General features: G+C 66.4%; 11 protein-coding genes, 1 tRNA gene and 1 pseudogene. All 13 read left to right on the top strand.

The genetic code is table 11. The features are described from left to right. A pseudogene (locus tag QAA18_RS10675) lies at positions 1-65 on the top strand (elongation factor Tu); the annotation flags it as partial. Between the two features lie 76 nt (positions 66-141). Next, positions 142-217 (top strand) — tRNA-Trp (locus QAA18_RS10670). A 16-nt stretch (positions 218-233) separates the two neighbouring features. Next, positions 234-608: a preprotein translocase subunit SecE gene (gene secE, locus QAA18_RS10665; protein WP_279412924.1), complete on the top strand. Its 375-nt coding sequence runs from the start codon at positions 234-236 to the stop codon at positions 606-608. Positions 609-622: 14 nt separating this feature from the next. Then, positions 623-1,225, top strand: coding sequence for a transcription termination/antitermination protein NusG (gene nusG / locus QAA18_RS10660; protein ID WP_279412923.1), 603 nt, complete (start codon positions 623-625; stop codon positions 1,223-1,225). Between the two features lie 131 nt (positions 1,226-1,356). Beyond that, positions 1,357-1,785, top strand: a complete 429-nt coding sequence (gene rplK / locus QAA18_RS10655) for a 50S ribosomal protein L11 (protein WP_279412922.1) — start codon at positions 1,357-1,359, stop codon at positions 1,783-1,785. A 4-nt stretch (positions 1,786-1,789) separates the two neighbouring features. Further along, complete coding sequence (gene rplA, locus QAA18_RS10650; RefSeq protein WP_279412921.1) at positions 1,790-2,488, top strand: 50S ribosomal protein L1; 699 nt, start codon at positions 1,790-1,792, stop codon at positions 2,486-2,488. 306 nt (positions 2,489-2,794) lie between these two features. Then, a complete protein-coding gene (gene rplJ / locus QAA18_RS10645; RefSeq protein WP_279412919.1) occupies positions 2,795-3,328 on the top strand; it encodes a 50S ribosomal protein L10 in 534 nt (177 codons plus the stop codon). 36 nt (positions 3,329-3,364) lie between these two features. Next, positions 3,365-3,736 (top strand): 50S ribosomal protein L7/L12, encoded by a 372-nt coding sequence (rplL, locus tag QAA18_RS10640; protein WP_279412917.1) that lies wholly within the window; start codon positions 3,365-3,367, stop codon positions 3,734-3,736. A 241-nt stretch (positions 3,737-3,977) separates the two neighbouring features. After that, entirely contained in the window at positions 3,978-8,144 is a 4,167-nt protein-coding gene (gene rpoB / locus QAA18_RS10635; protein WP_279412916.1) for a DNA-directed RNA polymerase subunit beta, read from the top strand. A 144-nt stretch (positions 8,145-8,288) separates the two neighbouring features. Next, complete coding sequence (gene rpoC, locus QAA18_RS10630; protein WP_279412915.1) at positions 8,289-12,515, top strand: DNA-directed RNA polymerase subunit beta'; 4,227 nt, start codon at positions 8,289-8,291, stop codon at positions 12,513-12,515. Between the two features lie 277 nt (positions 12,516-12,792). Further along, positions 12,793-13,167 carry a 30S ribosomal protein S12 gene (gene rpsL / locus QAA18_RS10625; RefSeq protein WP_279412914.1) on the top strand — a complete coding sequence of 125 codons (375 nt, stop codon included), beginning with the start codon at positions 12,793-12,795 and terminating at the stop codon, positions 13,165-13,167. Positions 13,168-13,184: 17 nt separating this feature from the next. Then, complete coding sequence (gene rpsG / locus QAA18_RS10620; protein WP_279412913.1) at positions 13,185-13,652, top strand: 30S ribosomal protein S7; 468 nt, start codon at positions 13,185-13,187, stop codon at positions 13,650-13,652. 104 nt (positions 13,653-13,756) lie between these two features. Then, the gene (gene fusA / locus QAA18_RS10615; protein ID WP_279412912.1) at positions 13,757-15,847 is read left to right on the top strand and encodes an elongation factor G; all 2,091 of its coding nucleotides are present in this window, start codon (positions 13,757-13,759) and stop codon (positions 15,845-15,847) included. Positions 15,848-15,941 lie beyond the last annotated feature (94 nt).

Below are 15,941 nucleotides of genomic sequence, written 5' to 3'. Positions count from 1 at the left end.
GCTTCGCGATCCGCGAGGGCGGCCGTACCGTCGGCGCCGGCGTGGTGGCCAAGATCGTCAAGTAACGCTTCCTCCCTGGAGGAAAGGGCGGCAGGCGGCGCAAGCCGCCGTTGCCTTTTTCGGAAGGAAGACAATCCATATACGCCAGTAGCTCAATTGGCAGAGCAGCGGTCTCCAAAACCGCAGGTTGGGGGTTCGAGTCCCTCCTGGCGTGCCACGAGGGAAATGCAACCTTGAACAGCAGAGTCGAACAGTCGGATTCGGCCGGGGACATCGTCAAGTACGTGCTCGCGCTCGTGCTGGTGGCCGCCGGCCTGTTCGCCTTCTACTGGTTCGAGGGTCAGTGGCCCAACGTCGCCCGCGTCCTCTCGGCCGGTGGTGGCGTGGTGGCCGGCGTGGTGGTGTTCCTTACCAGCCGCAAGGGCGCGCAGGTCCGGGAGTTCCTGTCCGAGTCGCGCTTCGAGCTGCGCAAGGTGGTCTGGCCCAAGCGCCAGGAAGCCACGCGCACCACTTGGGTGGTGATCCTGGTCGTGGTCGCCATCAGCCTGTTGCTGGCCTTCTTCGACGTCATCGTGCAGGCGGCGGTGAAGTGGCTGCTGGCGCGCTGAGGAGTAACGGACGAATGGAAGTGCAGGAAAACAACGGCAACGGCGGCGGGACCGGCGACAACAAGCGCTGGTACGTGGTGCACGCCTACTCGGGCTTCGAGAAGTCGGTGGCGCAGGCGCTGCGCGACCGCATCGTGCGCCTGGGCATGCAGGATCGCTTCGGCGACGTGCTGGTGCCGACCGAGGAAGTGGTGGAGATGCGCTCCGGCCAGAAGCGCCGTTCCGAGCGCAAGTTCTTCCCCGGCTACGTGCTGGTGCAGATCGCCACCACCGACGACGCCGGCATTCCGCGGATCGACAGCGAAAGCTGGCACCTGATCAAGGAAACGCCGAAGGTGATGGGTTTCATCGGCGGTACCGCCGACAAGCCGCTGCCGATCCGCGACGACGAGGCCGCCGCGATCCTGGACCGGGTCCAGGAAGGCGTGGAGAAGCCCAAGCCGAAGGTGCTGTTCGAAGCCGGCCAGATGGTGCGCGTCACCGACGGCCCGTTCAACGACTTCAACGGCGTGGTCGAGGAAGTCAACTACGAGAAGAGCCGCCTGCGGGTGGCAGTGCTGATTTTTGGCCGGTCCACCCCTGTCGAACTCGAGTTCGGCCAGGTGGAGAAGGCCTAGGAGCGGGAATGAAGGGAATAGGGAATAGGGAATGGGAGCCTCCATTCCCCTCATTCCCCTTACCCCCTTCATTCCCTCGTTCACCAACGCGAGGAGCCTCACGGCGCTTGCACTCGCAGGAGTAAGTTGAAATGGCAAAGAAAGTAGTCGGTTACATCAAGCTGCAGGTCAAGGCCGGCCAGGCCAACCCGTCGCCGCCCGTGGGCCCCGCCCTCGGCCAGCGCGGCCTGAACATCATGGAGTTCTGCAAGGCGTTCAACGCCGCCACGCAGAAGCTCGAGCCCGGCCTGCCGACCCCGGTGATCATCACCGCGTACTCGGATCGCACCTTCACCTTCATCACCAAGAGCACGCCGGCCACGGTGCTGCTGAAGAAGGCAGCGGGCATCCAGTCCGGCTCCAAGCGCCCCAACACCGAGAAAGTGGGCAAGGTCACCCGCAAGCAGCTCGAGGACATCGCCAAGGCGAAGGAACCCGACCTGACCGCGGCCGACCTGGACGCGGCGGTGAAGACGATCGCGGGCTCGGCCCGTTCCATGGGCCTGACGGTGGAGGGCTGAACCGATGACCACGATGACCAAGCGGCTGAAGGCCCAGGCCCCGATCACCCCGGGCAAGGCGTACGCGATCGACGAAGCCCTCAAGCTCGTCCGTGACAACGCCAAGGTGAAGTTCGTCGAGTCCGTGGACGTTGCCGTCCGCCTCGGCGTGGATGCCAAGAAGTCCGACCAGCAGGTGCGCGGCTCGACCGTGCTGCCCGCCGGCACCGGCAAGACCGTGCGCGTGGCGGTGTTCTGCCCCGCGGGCGCCAAGGCCGACGAGGCCCTGGCCGCCGGCGCCGACGTGGTGGGCATGGACGACCTGGCCGAGAAGATGCAGGCCGGCGACCTGAACTACGACGTCGTGATCGCCACCCCGGACGCCATGCGCGTGGTCGGCAAGCTCGGCCAGGTGCTGGGCCCGCGCGGCCTGATGCCGAACCCGAAGGTCGGCACCGTGTCGCCGAACCCGGCCGAGGCGGTGAAGAACGCCAAGGGCGGCCAGGTGCGTTACCGCACCGACAAGGCCGGCATCATCCACTGCACCATCGGCAAGGCGGACTTCGAAGCCGACAAGCTGAAGGACAACCTGCAGGCGCTGCTCCAGGACCTGATCAAGGCCAAGCCGGCCACGGCCAAGGGCCAGTACCTGCAGAAGATCTCGATCAGCTCGACCATGGGCCCCGGCGTGACCGTGGACCAGTCGACGCTGGCGCTGAAGTAAGCAACAAGAATTTTGAGGGCGTCGCCCGGAGCACATCCCGGGCGGCAGCCGTCAAAGACCGCAGGTGCGGTCTGCGCGCAACACGACGGGCACGGAAGCTCGGTACGGCATGGAGTCGTCGCGTTGCTGGCGGGATCGCTTAATCCGGGCCCTTCGGGGGCAAGAACCTGCGTAGATGGTGCCCCCTCTGGAAGTTTTCTGGAGAAGGCCACCACAGGGACGCGCAAGCGTCCCCGGTGCCAGGAAGGCGCCGCCCAGGACCGCGAGCGGCAGGAGCCGCGAACGGAGTTCACTAGGAGGAGTGCAATGGCTCTCAATCTGACCCAGAAGCAAGAAGTCGTCGCCGAACTGTCGGAAGTCGCCGCCAAGGCCCACTCCCTGGTCGCAGCCGAGTACGCAGGCACCACGGTCGAACAGATGACCGCGATGCGCAAGAAGGCCCGCGAAACCGGTGTGTACTTGCGAGTCGTCAAGAACACGCTGGCATCGCGCGCCGTGGCGGGTACCGAATACGAATGCGTCAAGGACGCGCTCGTCGGTCCGCTGCTGTATGCGTTCTCGACCGAGGAGCCCGGCGCCGCCGGTCGCCTGATCAAGGAGTTCGCCAAGGGCAACGACAAGCTCGTGGCCAAGGTCGTGTCCGTGGAAGGCAAGTTGCTGCCGGCCGCGCACGTCGACGTGCTGGCCTCGCTGCCGACCCGCGAGCAGGCGCTTTCGATGCTGGCCCGCGTCCTGGCCGAGCCCGCGGCGATGTTCGCCCGCGCGGTCAAGGCCGTGGCCGACCAGCAGGGTGGTGGCGATGCCGCCCCCGCCGAAGCCGACGCCGAAGCGACTGCCTGAAAACCAATCGTTTAAAACTTTCCAGAGGTATTTGAAATGTCCCTGTCCAACGATCAGATCGTCGACGCCATCGCCGCCAAGTCGCTGATGGAAGTGATGGAGCTGGTGAAGGCCATCGAAGAGAAGTTCGGCGTCTCCGCCGCCGCCCCCGTGATGGCTGCCGGTCCGGCCGCCGCCGCCGGTGCCGCTGCCGAGGAGCAGACCGAGTTCAACGTCATCCTGAAGTCCGCCGGCGACAAGAAGGTGGAGGTCATCAAGGCCGTCCGCGCCATCACCGGCCTGGGCCTGAAGGAAGCCAAGGACCTCACCGAGGCCGGCGGCACCGTGAAGGAAGGCGCTTCGAAGGAAGACGCCGAGAAGATGAAGAAGGACCTCGAGGCCGCAGGCGCGACCGTCGAAGTCAAGTAAGCACCAATTGCGTCGCCAGCTGCATGGCGATGCAACCGGGGCCGGGGGCGAAAGCCCCCGGCCTTTGGCCGTTCCATTGATGCAGCGATGAAAACGACGCGAGTCGACAGTCGGAAGTAGCGGGAGAGGGCGTGCTGGTGCCGGCAATACCAGCGACTCCCGACTGGCGATTCACCTGATCGAGCAACGATCCCCCCGGGACCGCGGACGCGCGGCCCGTAGCTAGCGAGGCGTCAACTCCATGACCACGGCTTCCACCTCCTACTCGTTCACCGAGAAGAAGCGCATCCGCAAGGACTTCGGCAAGAGCCGGTCCATCCTCGAAGTTCCCTTCCTGCTGGCGATCCAGGTCGATTCGTACCGGGATTTCCTCCAGGAGAACGTGGACCCGGCCAAGCGCGCCGACCGCGGCCTGCACGCGGCCCTCAAGTCCGTGTTCCCGATCGTCAGCTACAACGGCTACGCAGCGCTGGAATACGTCGGCTACAAGCTCGGCGAGCCGGTGTTCGACGAGCGCGAGTGCCGCAACCGCGGCCTCAGCTACGGCGCCCCGCTGCGCGTGACCGTGCGCCTGGTGATCTACGACCGCGAGTCGTCGAGCAAGGCCATCAAGTACGTGAAGGAGCAGGAGGTCTACATGGGCGAGATCCCGCTCATGACCGAGAACGGCACCTTCATCGTCAACGGCACCGAGCGCGTCATCGTCTCGCAGCTGCACCGTTCGCCGGGCGTGTTCTTCGACCATGACCGCGGCAAGACCCACTCCTCGGGCAAGCTGCTGTACAGCGCCCGCATCATCCCGTACCGCGGCTCCTGGCTGGACTTCGAGTTCGACCCGAAGGACGCGCTGTTCACCCGCATCGACCGCCGACGCAAGCTGCCGGTCAGCGTGCTGCTGCGCGCGCTGGGCTACTCCAACGAGGAGATGCTCAACGAGTTCTTCGAGATCAACACCTTCCACATCGACCCGAAGGAAGGCGTGCAGCTCGAGCTGGTGCCCGAGCGCCTGCGCGGCGAGACCCTGAACTTCGACCTTGCCGATGGCGACAAGGTGATCGTGGAAGCCGGCAAGCGCATCACCGCGCGCCACATCAAGCAGCTCGAGCAGGCCGGCGTCGCCGCCCTGGCCGTGCCCGACGAGTACCTGGTCGGCCGCATCCTCTCGCATGACGTCGTCGATGCCGCCACCGGCGAATTGCTGGCGGCCGCCAACGACGAGATCACCGAGGAGCACCTGGCCGCGTTCCGCAAGGCCGGCGTCGACGCGGTCGGCACCCTGTGGGTGAACGACCTCGACCGCGGCCCGTACCTGTCCAACACCCTGCGCATCGATTCGACCAAGACCCAGCTCGAGGCCCTGGTCGAGATCTACCGCATGATGCGCCCGGGCGAGCCGCCCACCAAGGACGCCGCGCAGAACCTGTTCCACAACCTGTTCTTCACCTTCGAGCGCTACGACCTGTCGGGCGTGGGCCGGATGAAGTTCAACCGCCGCATCGGGCGCAAGGAAGTCACCGGCGCCTCGGTCCTGTACGACGGCAAGTACTACGCCGACCGCAAGGACGAGGAGTCCAGCCGCCTGCGCGAGGAATTGGGCGACAGCTCCGACATCCTCGACGTGATCAAGGTGCTGACCGAGATCCGCAACGGCCGCGGCACCGTGGACGACATCGACCACCTGGGCAACCGCCGCGTGCGTTCGGTCGGCGAAATGGCCGAGAACGTGTTCCGCGTCGGCCTGGTGCGCGTGGAGCGCGCCGTGCGCGAGCGCCTGACCATGGCCGAGGCCGATGGCCTGACCCCGCAGGAACTGATCAACGCCAAGCCGGTCGCGGCCGCAGTGAAGGAGTTCTTCGGCTCGTCGCAGCTGTCGCAGTTCATGGACCAGAACAACCCGCTGTCCGAGGTCACCCACAAGCGCCGCGTCTCGGCGCTGGGCCCGGGCGGCCTGACCCGCGAGCGTGCCGGCTTCGAAGTGCGCGACGTGCACCCGACCCATTACGGACGCGTCTGCACCATCGAGACCCCTGAAGGCCCGAACATCGGCCTGATCAACTCGCTGGCCGTGTTCGCCCGCACCAACCAGTACGGCTTCCTGGAGACGCCGTACCGCAAGGTCGTGGACGGCAAGGTCACCGACGAGGTCGAGTTCCTCTCGGCGATCGAGGAGAACGAGTACGTCATCGCCCAGGCCAACGCGGCCCAGGACGATAAGGGCAAGCTCAGCGCCCAGTTCGTCGCCTGCCGCTACCAGGGCGAGAACCTGCTCAAGCCGCCGAGCGAGATCCACTTCATGGACGTGTCGCCGATGCAGACCGTGTCGGTCGCCGCGGCGCTGGTCCCGTTCCTGGAGCACGACGACGCCAACCGCGCGCTGATGGGCGCGAACATGCAGCGCCAGGCGGTGCCGACGCTGAAGTCGCAGAAGCCGCTGGTGGGCACCGGCATCGAGCGCGCCGTGGCGCGCGACTCGGGCGTGACGGTGAACGCGCGCCGCGGCGGCACGGTCGAGCAGATCGACGCCGGCCGCATCGTGGTCAAGGCCAATGAAGACGAGATCGTCGGCGAGACCGACGCCGGCGTCGACATCTACACCCTGATCAAGTACACGCGTTCCAACCAGAACACCTGCATCAACCAGACCCCGCTGGTCAACGTGGGCGACGTGGTCGCGCGCGGCGACGTGCTGGCCGACGGCCCCTCGACCGACATCGGCGAGCTGGCCTTGGGCCAGAACATGCTGGTCGCGTTCATGCCGTGGAACGGCTACAACTTCGAGGACTCGATCCTGCTCTCCGAGCGCGTGGTCGAGGAGGATCGCTACACCACGATCCACATCGAGGAACTGACCGTCCAGGCCCGCGACACCAAGCTGGGGCCGGAGGAGATCTCGGCCGACATCCCGAACGTGTCCGAGCAGGCGCTCGGCCGCCTGGACGAGTCGGGCGTGGTGTTCATCGGCGCCGAAGTGCGCGCCGGCGACATCCTGGTCGGCAAGGTCACGCCCAAGGGCGAGAGCCAGCTGACCCCGGAAGAGAAGCTGCTGCGCGCGATCTTCGGCGAGAAGGCCTCCGACGTGAAGGACAGCTCGCTGCGCGTGCCCCCGGGCATGGACGGCGTGGTCATCGACGTCCAGGTGTTCACCCGCGACGGCATCGAGAAGGACCTGCGCGCGCGCCAGATCGAGGAATCCGAGATCAAGCGCGTCAAGAAGGACTTCGACGACCAGTTCCGCATCCTCGAGGGCGCGATCTACGCCCGCCTGCGCAGCCAGCTGCTGGGCAAGGTCGCCAACGGCGGCCCCGGCGTGAAGAAGGGCGACACCGTTTCCTCGCTGGTGCTCGACGGCCTGAAGAAGTCCGACTGGTTCCAGCTGCGGATGAAGGACGACGACGCGGTCGAGGCGATCGAGCGCGCGCAGAAGCAGATCGAGGCGCACGAGAAGGAATTCGAGAAGCGCTTCGCCGACAAGCGCGCCAAGATCACCCAGGGCGACGACCTCGCCCCGGGCGTGCTGAAGATGGTCAAGGTCTACCTGGCCGTGAAGCGCCGCATCCAGCCGGGCGACAAGATGGCCGGCCGCCACGGCAACAAGGGCGTGGTGTCCACCATCGTCCCGGTCGAGGACATGCCGTACATGGCCAACGGCCAGTCGGTCGACATCGTGCTCAACCCGCTGGGCGTGCCGAGCCGAATGAACATCGGCCAGATCCTGGAAACGCACCTGGGCTGGGCCGCCAAGGGCCTGGGCGAGAAGATCGACCGCATGCTCCAGGCACAGGCCAAGGTCGCCGACCTGCGCAAGTTCCTGGACGAGATCTACAACCACGACAAGGCCACCGGCGAGCAGCGCGTCGACCTCAAGCAGTTCAGCGACGAGGAACTGCTGGCCCTGGCCAGCAACCTCACCGACGGCGTGCCGATGGCCACCCCGGTGTTCGACGGTGCGACCGAGGCCGAGATCAAGCGCATGCTGGAGCTGGCGGAACTTCCGCAGAGCGGCCAGACCATCCTCCACGACGGGCGCACGGGCGAACCGTTCGAACGTCCGGTGACGGTCGGCTACATGCACATGCTGAAGCTCAACCACCTGGTCGACGACAAGATGCACGCCCGCTCGACCGGCCCGTACTCGCTCGTCACCCAGCAGCCGCTGGGCGGCAAGGCGCAGTTCGGCGGCCAGCGCTTCGGCGAGATGGAAGTCTGGGCGCTGGAAGCCTACGGCGCGGCCTACACCCTGCAGGAAATGCTGACGGTGAAGTCCGACGACGTGCAGGGCCGCAACCAGATGTACAAGAACATCGTCGACGGCGAGCACGAGATGGTCGCCGGCATGCCCGAGTCGTTCAACGTGCTGGTCAAGGAAATCCGCTCGCTGGCCATCAACATGGAGCTCGAGGAGCACTGAGGACAGGGACCGGGGACAAGGGACCGGGGACCGGGAACGGCAGAAGCGCATTGCGCTCCTGGTCCCTGGTCCCCGGTCCCCGGTCCCGAAAAGCTTCCAAGGCAACTGCCCTCGACAAGTGATTCCTCCTCCCGGAGATATGACATGAAAGATCTACTGAACCTGTTCAACCAGCAGCGCCCGACGCTCGACTTCGACGCGATCAAGATCGCGCTCGCTTCGCCCGACCTGATCCGCTCGTGGTCGTTCGGCGAGGTGAAGAAGCCCGAGACGATCAACTACCGCACCTTCAAGCCGGAGCGCGACGGCCTGTTCTGCGCCGCCATCTTCGGCCCGATCAAGGACTACGAGTGCCTGTGCGGCAAGTACAAGCGCATGAAGCACCGCGGCGTGGTCTGCGAGAAATGCGGCACGGAAGTGACGCTGGCCAAGGTGCGCCGCGAGCGCATGGGCCACATCGACCTGGCCAGCCCGGTCGCGCACATCTGGTTCCTCAAGTCGCTGCCCTCGCGCATCGGCCTGATGCTGGACATGACCCTGCGCGACATCGAGCGCATCCTGTACTTCGAGGCCTACGTGGTCACGGAGCCGGGCCTGACCCCGCTCGAGCGCGGCCAGCTGCTCAATGAAGAGCAGTTCATGCAGATGCGCCAGGAGCACGGCGACGACTTCGACGCCGCGATGGGCGCCGAGGCCGTGTTCGACCTGCTGCGCACGATCGACCTGACCGCCGAGATGGTGAAGCTCAAGGAAGAGATCGCCGCGACCGGTTCGGAGACCAAGCTCAAGCGCCTGACCAAGCGCATCAAGCTGGTCGAGGCCTTCCTCGAGTCGGGCAACCGCCCCGAGTGGATGGTCATGACCGTGCTGCCGGTGCTGCCGCCGGACCTGCGCCCGCTGGTCCCGCTGGACGGCGGCCGCTTCGCGACCTCCGACCTGAACGACCTGTACCGCCGCGTCATCAACCGCAACAACCGCCTGCGCCGCCTGCTCGAGCTCAACGCGCCCGACATCATCGTGCGCAACGAGAAGCGCATGCTGCAGGAGTCGGTGGACGCGCTGATGGACAACGGCCGCCGCGGCCGCGCCATCACCGGCACCAACAAGCGCCCGCTCAAGTCGCTGGCCGACATGATCAAGGGCAAGCAGGGCCGCTTCCGCCAGAACCTGCTGGGCAAGCGCGTCGACTACTCCGGCCGTTCGGTCATCGTGGTCGGCCCGTACCTCAAGCTGCACCAGTGCGGCCTGCCGAAGAAGATGGCGCTCGAGCTGTTCAAGCCCTTCATCTTCGCCAAGCTGCAGCGCCGCGGCCTGGCCACCACGATCAAGGCCGCCAAGAAGCTGGTCGAGCGTGAAGAGGCCGAGGTCTGGGACATCCTGGAAGAGGTCATCCGCGAGCATCCGGTGCTGCTCAACCGCGCGCCGACCCTGCACCGCCTGGGCATCCAGGCGTTCGAGCCGGTGCTGATCGAGGGCAAGGCGATCCAGCTGCACCCGCTGGTCTGCACCGCGTTCAACGCCGACTTCGACGGCGACCAGATGGCCGTGCACGTGCCGCTCTCGCTGGAAGCCCAGCTCGAGGCGCGCGCGCTGATGATGGCGTCCAACAACATCCTGTCGCCGGCCAACGGCGAGCCGATCATCGTGCCGTCGCAGGACGTGGTGCTGGGCCTGTACTACATGACCCGCGCCCTGGAGAACACCCCGGGCGAAGGCATGGCCCTGGCCAACATCGCCGAGGTCAAGCGCGCCTACGACAACCGCGTGGCGGGCCTGCACGCCAAGGTCAAGGTGCGCATCACCGAGACCGTGATCGCCGAGGACGGCAGCCGCTCGAAGAAGACCTCGATCGTGGACACCACGATCGGGCGCGCGCTGCTGGCCGAGATCCTGCCCGACGGCCTGCCGTTCGCGCTGGTCAACACCGAGCTGACCAAGAAGAACATCAGCCGCCTGATCAACTCCTGCTATCGCCAGCTCGGCCTCAAGGACACCGTGGTGTTCGCCGACAAGCTGATGTACACCGGCTTCGCGTACGCCACGCGCGCCGGCGTCTCGATCGGCATCGACGACATGACGATCCCGGACGAGAAGAAGGGCATCCTCGACGAGGCCGAGGCCGAGGTGCTGGAAATCCAGCAGCAGTACCAGTCGGGCCTGGTCACCGCCGGCGAGCGCTACAACAAGGTGGTCGACATCTGGTCGCGCACCAACGAGCGCGTGGCCAAGGCGATGATGGAGGCCATCGGCACCGAGACGGTGACCAACGCCAAGGGCGAGAAGGTCCCGCAGAAGTCGATGAACTCGGTCTACATCATGGCCGACTCCGGCGCGCGTGGTTCGCAGGCGCAGATCCGCCAGCTGGCCGGCATGCGCGGCCTGATGGCCAAGCCCGACGGCTCGATCATCGAGACCCCGATCACCTCGAACTTCCGCGAGGGCCTGAACGTCCAGCAGTACTTCATCTCGACCCACGGCGCCCGAAAGGGCCTGGCGGACACCGCGCTCAAGACCGCGAACTCCGGTTACCTGACCCGCCGCCTGGTCGACGTCGCCCAGGACGTGGTCATCACCGAGACCGACTGCGGCACGATGGACGGGCTGACCATGACCCCGATCGTGGAAGGCGGCGACGTGGTCGAACCGCTGAAGGACCGCGTGCTCGGCCGCATCGTGGCCGAGGACGTGTTCCTGCCGGGCGACGACGCGGATCCGATCGTGACCCGCAACACGCTGCTCGACGAGTCCTGGGTCGCCAGGCTCGAGGACGCGGGCGTGCAGACCATCAAGGTCCGCTCGACCATCACCTGCGAAAGCGCCTTCGGCGTGTGCGCGCACTGCTACGGCCGCGACCTGGGCCGTGGCCACATCGTCAACCACGGCGAGGCCGTGGGCGTGGTGGCCGCGCAGTCGATCGGCGAGCCGGGCACCCAGCTGACCATGCGTACGTTCCACATCGGTGGCGCGGCGTCGCGTGCGGCCGCCATCGACAACGTCACGGTCAAGACCACCGGTTCGATCAAGTTCAACAACCTCAAGTCGGTGGCCCACGCCAGCGGCAGCCTGGTCGCGGTTTCGCGCTCGGGCGAGTTGTCGATCCTCGACACCCACGGCCGCGAGCGCGAGCGTTACAAGCTGCCGTACGGTGCCACGATCCACGCCAAGGACGGTGACCCGGTCAAGGCCGGCCAGACCGTGGCCAACTGGGATCCGCACAACCACCCGATCGTGTCGGAAGTGGCCGGCTTCATCCGCTTCGTCGACTTCGTCGACGGTGTGACCGTGATGGAGAAGACCGACGAACTGACCGGCCTGGCCTCGCGCGAGATCACCGATCCGAAGCGTCGCGGCTCGCAGGGCAAGGACCTGCGCCCGCTGGTGCGCATCGTCGACAAGAAGGGCGAGGACCTGAACATCCCGGGTACCGACCTGCCGGCGCAGTACCTGCTGCCGCCGCGCTCGATCGTGAACCTGCAGGACGGGGCCGCGGTCGGCGTCGGCGACGTGGTCGCCAAGATCCCGCAGGAAGCGTCCAAGACCCGCGATATCACCGGCGGCCTGCCGCGCGTGGCCGACCTGTTCGAGGCGCGCAAGCCCAAGGACCCGGCCGTGCTGGCCGAGGTCTCGGGCATCGTCTCGTTCGGCAAGGACACCAAGGGCAAGCAGCGCCTGATCATCAAGGATGCCGAGGGCAACGAGCACGAGGAGCTGATCCCGAAGTACCGCCAGATCATCGTGTTCGAAGGCGAGCACGTGGAGAAGGGCGAGACCGTGGTGGACGGCGAGCCGACCCCGCAGGACATCCTGCGCCTGCTCGGCGTCGAGCCCCTGGCCGTGTACCTGACCAAGGAAATCCAGGACGTCTACCGCCTGCAGGGCGTGAAGATCAACGACAAGCACATCGAGGTGATCGTCCGCCAGATGCTGCGCAAGGTCGAGATCACCGACGCCGGCGACAGCAAGTTCCTCCATGGCGAGCAGGCCGAGCGCCAGCGCGTGATCGAGGAAAATGCCCGCCTGGTGGCCCGCGGCGAGCTGCCGGCGAAGTTCGCCCCGGTCCTGCTGGGCATCACCAAGGCCTCGCTGGCGACCGAGTCGTTCATCTCCGCGGCCTCCTTCCAGGAGACCACCCGCGTGCTGACCGAGGCTGCCGTCCGCGGCACCCGGGACAACCTGCGTGGCCTGAAGGAGAACGTGATCGTCGGCCGCCTGATCCCGGCCGGCACCGGCCTGGCGTACCACACCCAGCGCCGCAAGAACGCCTCCGGCCTGACCGAATCCGAGATGGAGGCGCTGGCCGGCACGGTCACCGCCGATACCGGGGCGGTCGCCGAGGAGGCGGGTGCTGCAGACGAGTCCAGCGCCGGCTAGAATGGGCGCGTCGCGGACCCGGCCTCCGGGCCGGATCCGCACCAGACCACGAAATGAGGCACAGGGAGTGCCTCGTATTCGGCCCAGGGCAGGGCGGGAAGCAACGGGATCCGGGACCGGCGGCCAAGGCCGCCCCCGGGGATCCCAGGCATATGGTTCGCGTTGCGCCAAGGCGCAGCGCGGGCTATACTTTTTCGTCTTAGCAGGCCGGATTCGGCCTGCTTCGTTTTCCAACCGGGCGGGTTCGCCCGCCAACCACCGGGTTCCAAGCTAACGAATGGCAACGATCAACCAATTGGTGCGCAAGTCGCGCAGCCCCGAGACCTACAAGAGCAATTCGCCCGCGCTGGCGAACTGCCCGCAGCGTCGCGGCGTCTGCACCCGCGTCTACACGACCACCCCGAAGAAGCCGAACTCGGCCCTGCGCAAGGTCGCCAAGGTGCGCCTGACCAACGGCTACGAGGTCATCTCCTACATCGGTGGCGAAGGCCACAACCTGCAGGAGCACTCGGTGGTGCTGATCCGCGGCGGTCGCGTCAAGGACCTGCCGGGCGTTCGTTACCACACCGTGCGTGGCTCGCTCGACGCCGCCGGCGTCGCCAAGCGCAAGCAGGCGCGTTCCAAGTACGGCGCCAAGCGCCCGAAGTCCTGATCCAGGGGTCATAGCACATGTCGCGTAAAGGCAATACTCCGCAGCGTTCGGTCCTGCCCGATCCCAAGCACGGGAGCGAGACGATCGCGCGTTTCATCAACATGGTCATGTACAGCGGCAAGAAGTCCGTCGCCGAGAAGATCGTCTACGGCGCCATGGACGTGATCGGGGAAAAGAACCCGAATCCGCTGGAAGTGGTCGAGAAGGCGCTGGGCAACATCTCGCCGTCGGTCGAGGTGAAGTCGCGTCGCGTCGGCGGCGCCACCTACCAGGTGCCGGTCGAAGTGCGCCAGTCGCGGCGCATGGCGCTGGCGATGCGCTGGCTGATCGACTCGGCGCGCAAGCGTGGCGAGAACACCATGCCGCGCAAGCTCGCCGGCGAGCTGATCGACGCCTCCGAGAACCGCGGCGGCGCGATCAAGAAGCGCGAGGAAACCCACCGCATGGCCGAGGCCAACAAGGCCTTCGCGCACTACCGCTGGTAACCGGCCGGCGCTGCCGGCAACCAGCCGCGGCGGCGCCCTGTCGCCGCCATCCAAACCGAGCCCGGGCCGCCGCAAGGCGGCCTGGCACATGAAGAGAGACCACCGTGGCCCGCACCACTCCCATCGAGCGTTACCGCAACTTCGGCATCATGGCCCACATCGATGCCGGCAAGACCACCACGTCCGAGCGCATCCTGTTCTACACGGGTGTCAGCCACAAGATCGGCGAAGTCCATGACGGCGCCGCCACGATGGACTGGATGGAGCAGGAGCAGGAGCGCGGCATCACCATCACGTCCGCCGCCACCACGGCGTTCTGGACGGGCATGGACAAGTCCATGCCACAGCACCGCTTCAACATCATCGATACCCCCGGGCACGTCGACTTCACCATCGAGGTCGAGCGTTCGCTGCGCGTGCTCGACGGCGCGGTGTTCGTGCTGTGCGCGGTCGGCGGCGTGCAGCCGCAGTCCGAGACCGTGTGGCGCCAGGCCAACAAGTACAAGGTGCCGCGCCTTGCGTTCGTCAACAAGATGGACCGCACCGGCGCCAACTTCGACAAGGTCGTCGAGCAGCTGAAGTCGCGCCTGGGCGCGTACCCTGTGCCGATGCAGGTGCCGGTCGGCGCCGAGGACGGCTTCGACGGCGTCATCGACCTGCTGAAGATGAAGCGCATCCACTGGGATACCGCGTCCCAGGGCACCGTGTTCGAGTACGGCGAGATCCCGGCCGAGCTGCTGGAGAAGTCCAAGGCGGCGCGTGCGTTCATGGTCGAGGCGGCCGCCGAGGCCAACGAAGGCCTGATGGACAAGTACCTGGAAGGCGGCGAGCTGTCCGAGGACGAGATCATCGCGGGGCTGCGCGAGCGCACCCTGAAGGTCGAGATCGTGCCGGTGTTCTGCGGTACCGCGTTCAAGAACAAGGGCGTGCAGGCCATGCTCGACGGCGTCGTGCACCTGCTGCCGTCGCCGTCCGACCGTCCGCCGGTGCAGGGCATCGACGACAACGACAAGGAAGACACCCGCCTGGCCGACGACAAGGCGCCGTTCTCGGCGCTGGCGTTCAAGATCATGACCGACCCGTTCGTCGGTTCGCTGACCTTCTTCCGCGTGTACTCGGGCGTGCTCAACTCCGGCGACCAGGTCTACAACCCGGTCAAGTCGAAGAAGGAGCGCGTGGGCCGCATCCTGCAGATGCACTCCAACGAGCGCAGCGAGATCAAGGAAGTGCGCGCCGGCGACATCGCCGCGGCCGTGGGCCTGAAGGACGTGACCACCGGCGACACCCTGTGCGCCATGGACCACGTCATCACCCTGGAGCGCATGACGTTCCCGGAGCCCGTCATCTCGATGGCGGTCGAGCCCAAGACCAAGTCCGACCAGGAGAAGATGGGCCTGGCGCTGGGTCGCCTGGCGCAGGAAGACCCGTCGTTCCGCGTGCGTACCGACGAAGAGTCCGGCCAGACCATCATCGCCGGCATGGGCGAGCTGCACCTGGACATCCTCGTGGACCGCATGAAGCGCGAGTTCAACGTCGAGGCCAACGTCGGCAAGCCGCAGGTCGCCTACCGCGAGACCATCCGCAAGTCGGTCAAGGCCGAAGGCAAGTTCGTGCGCCAGTCGGGCGGCAAGGGCCAGTTCGGCCATGTCTGGCTCGAGATCTCGCCGAACGAGCAGGGCAAGGGCTACGAGTTCGAGAACGCGATCGTCGGCGGCGTCGTGCCGAAGGAATACATCCCGGCGGTGGACAAGGGCATCCAGGAAGCGGTCGCCAACGGCATCCTCGCCGGCTACCCGATCGTGGACGTGAAGGTGCGCCTGGTCGACGGCTCGTACCACGAGGTCGACTCGTCCGAAATGGCGTTCAAGATCGCCGGTTCGATGGGCTTCAAGGAAGGCTTCGGCAAGGCCTCGCCGGTCCTGCTCGAGCCGATCATGAAGGTCGAGATCGTCACCCCCGAGGATTACCTCGGCGACGTGATGGGCGACGTCAGCCGTCGCCGCGGCATCCTGCAGGGCCAGGACGACAGCCCGTCGGGCAAGGTCATCAACGCCATGCTACCGCTGGGCGAGATGTTCGGTTACGCGACCAGCCTGCGTTCGATGTCGCAGGGCCGCGCGACCTTCACCATGGAATTCGACCACTACGCGGAAGCGCCGGCCAACATCGCCGAATCCGTCGTCAAGAAGAACTGATTCAAGACTCACCGAGGACAAACAGATGGCAAAGGGTAAGTTCGAGCGCACCAAGCCCCACGTGAACGTGGGCACGATTGGTCACGTTGACCAC

Origin of the sequence: Luteimonas sp. 8-5 (assembly GCF_029763755.1) — a bacterium.
Taxonomy (GTDB): Bacteria; Pseudomonadota; Gammaproteobacteria; order Xanthomonadales; family Xanthomonadaceae; genus Cognatiluteimonas.
The sequence above is the reverse complement of the archived record's forward strand: the minus strand, read 5'-3'. Positions and strand labels throughout refer to the sequence as shown.

Coding starts and splice junctions, on each gene's coding strand:
- rpsG (WP_279412913.1), top strand. CDS start 13,185: ATGTCGCGTAAAGGCAATACTCCGCAGCGTTCGGTCCTGCCCGATCCC.
- rplK (WP_279412922.1), top strand. CDS start 1,357: ATGGCAAAGAAAGTAGTCGGTTACATCAAGCTGCAGGTCAAGGCCGGC.
- rplA (WP_279412921.1), top strand. CDS start 1,790: ATGACCACGATGACCAAGCGGCTGAAGGCCCAGGCCCCGATCACCCCG.
- rplL (WP_279412917.1), top strand. CDS start 3,365: ATGTCCCTGTCCAACGATCAGATCGTCGACGCCATCGCCGCCAAGTCG.
- rpsL (WP_279412914.1), top strand. CDS start 12,793: ATGGCAACGATCAACCAATTGGTGCGCAAGTCGCGCAGCCCCGAGACC.
- rplJ (WP_279412919.1), top strand. CDS start 2,795: ATGGCTCTCAATCTGACCCAGAAGCAAGAAGTCGTCGCCGAACTGTCG.
- nusG (WP_279412923.1), top strand. CDS start 623: ATGGAAGTGCAGGAAAACAACGGCAACGGCGGCGGGACCGGCGACAAC.
- rpoC (WP_279412915.1), top strand. CDS start 8,289: ATGAAAGATCTACTGAACCTGTTCAACCAGCAGCGCCCGACGCTCGAC.
- rpoB (WP_279412916.1), top strand. CDS start 3,978: ATGACCACGGCTTCCACCTCCTACTCGTTCACCGAGAAGAAGCGCATC.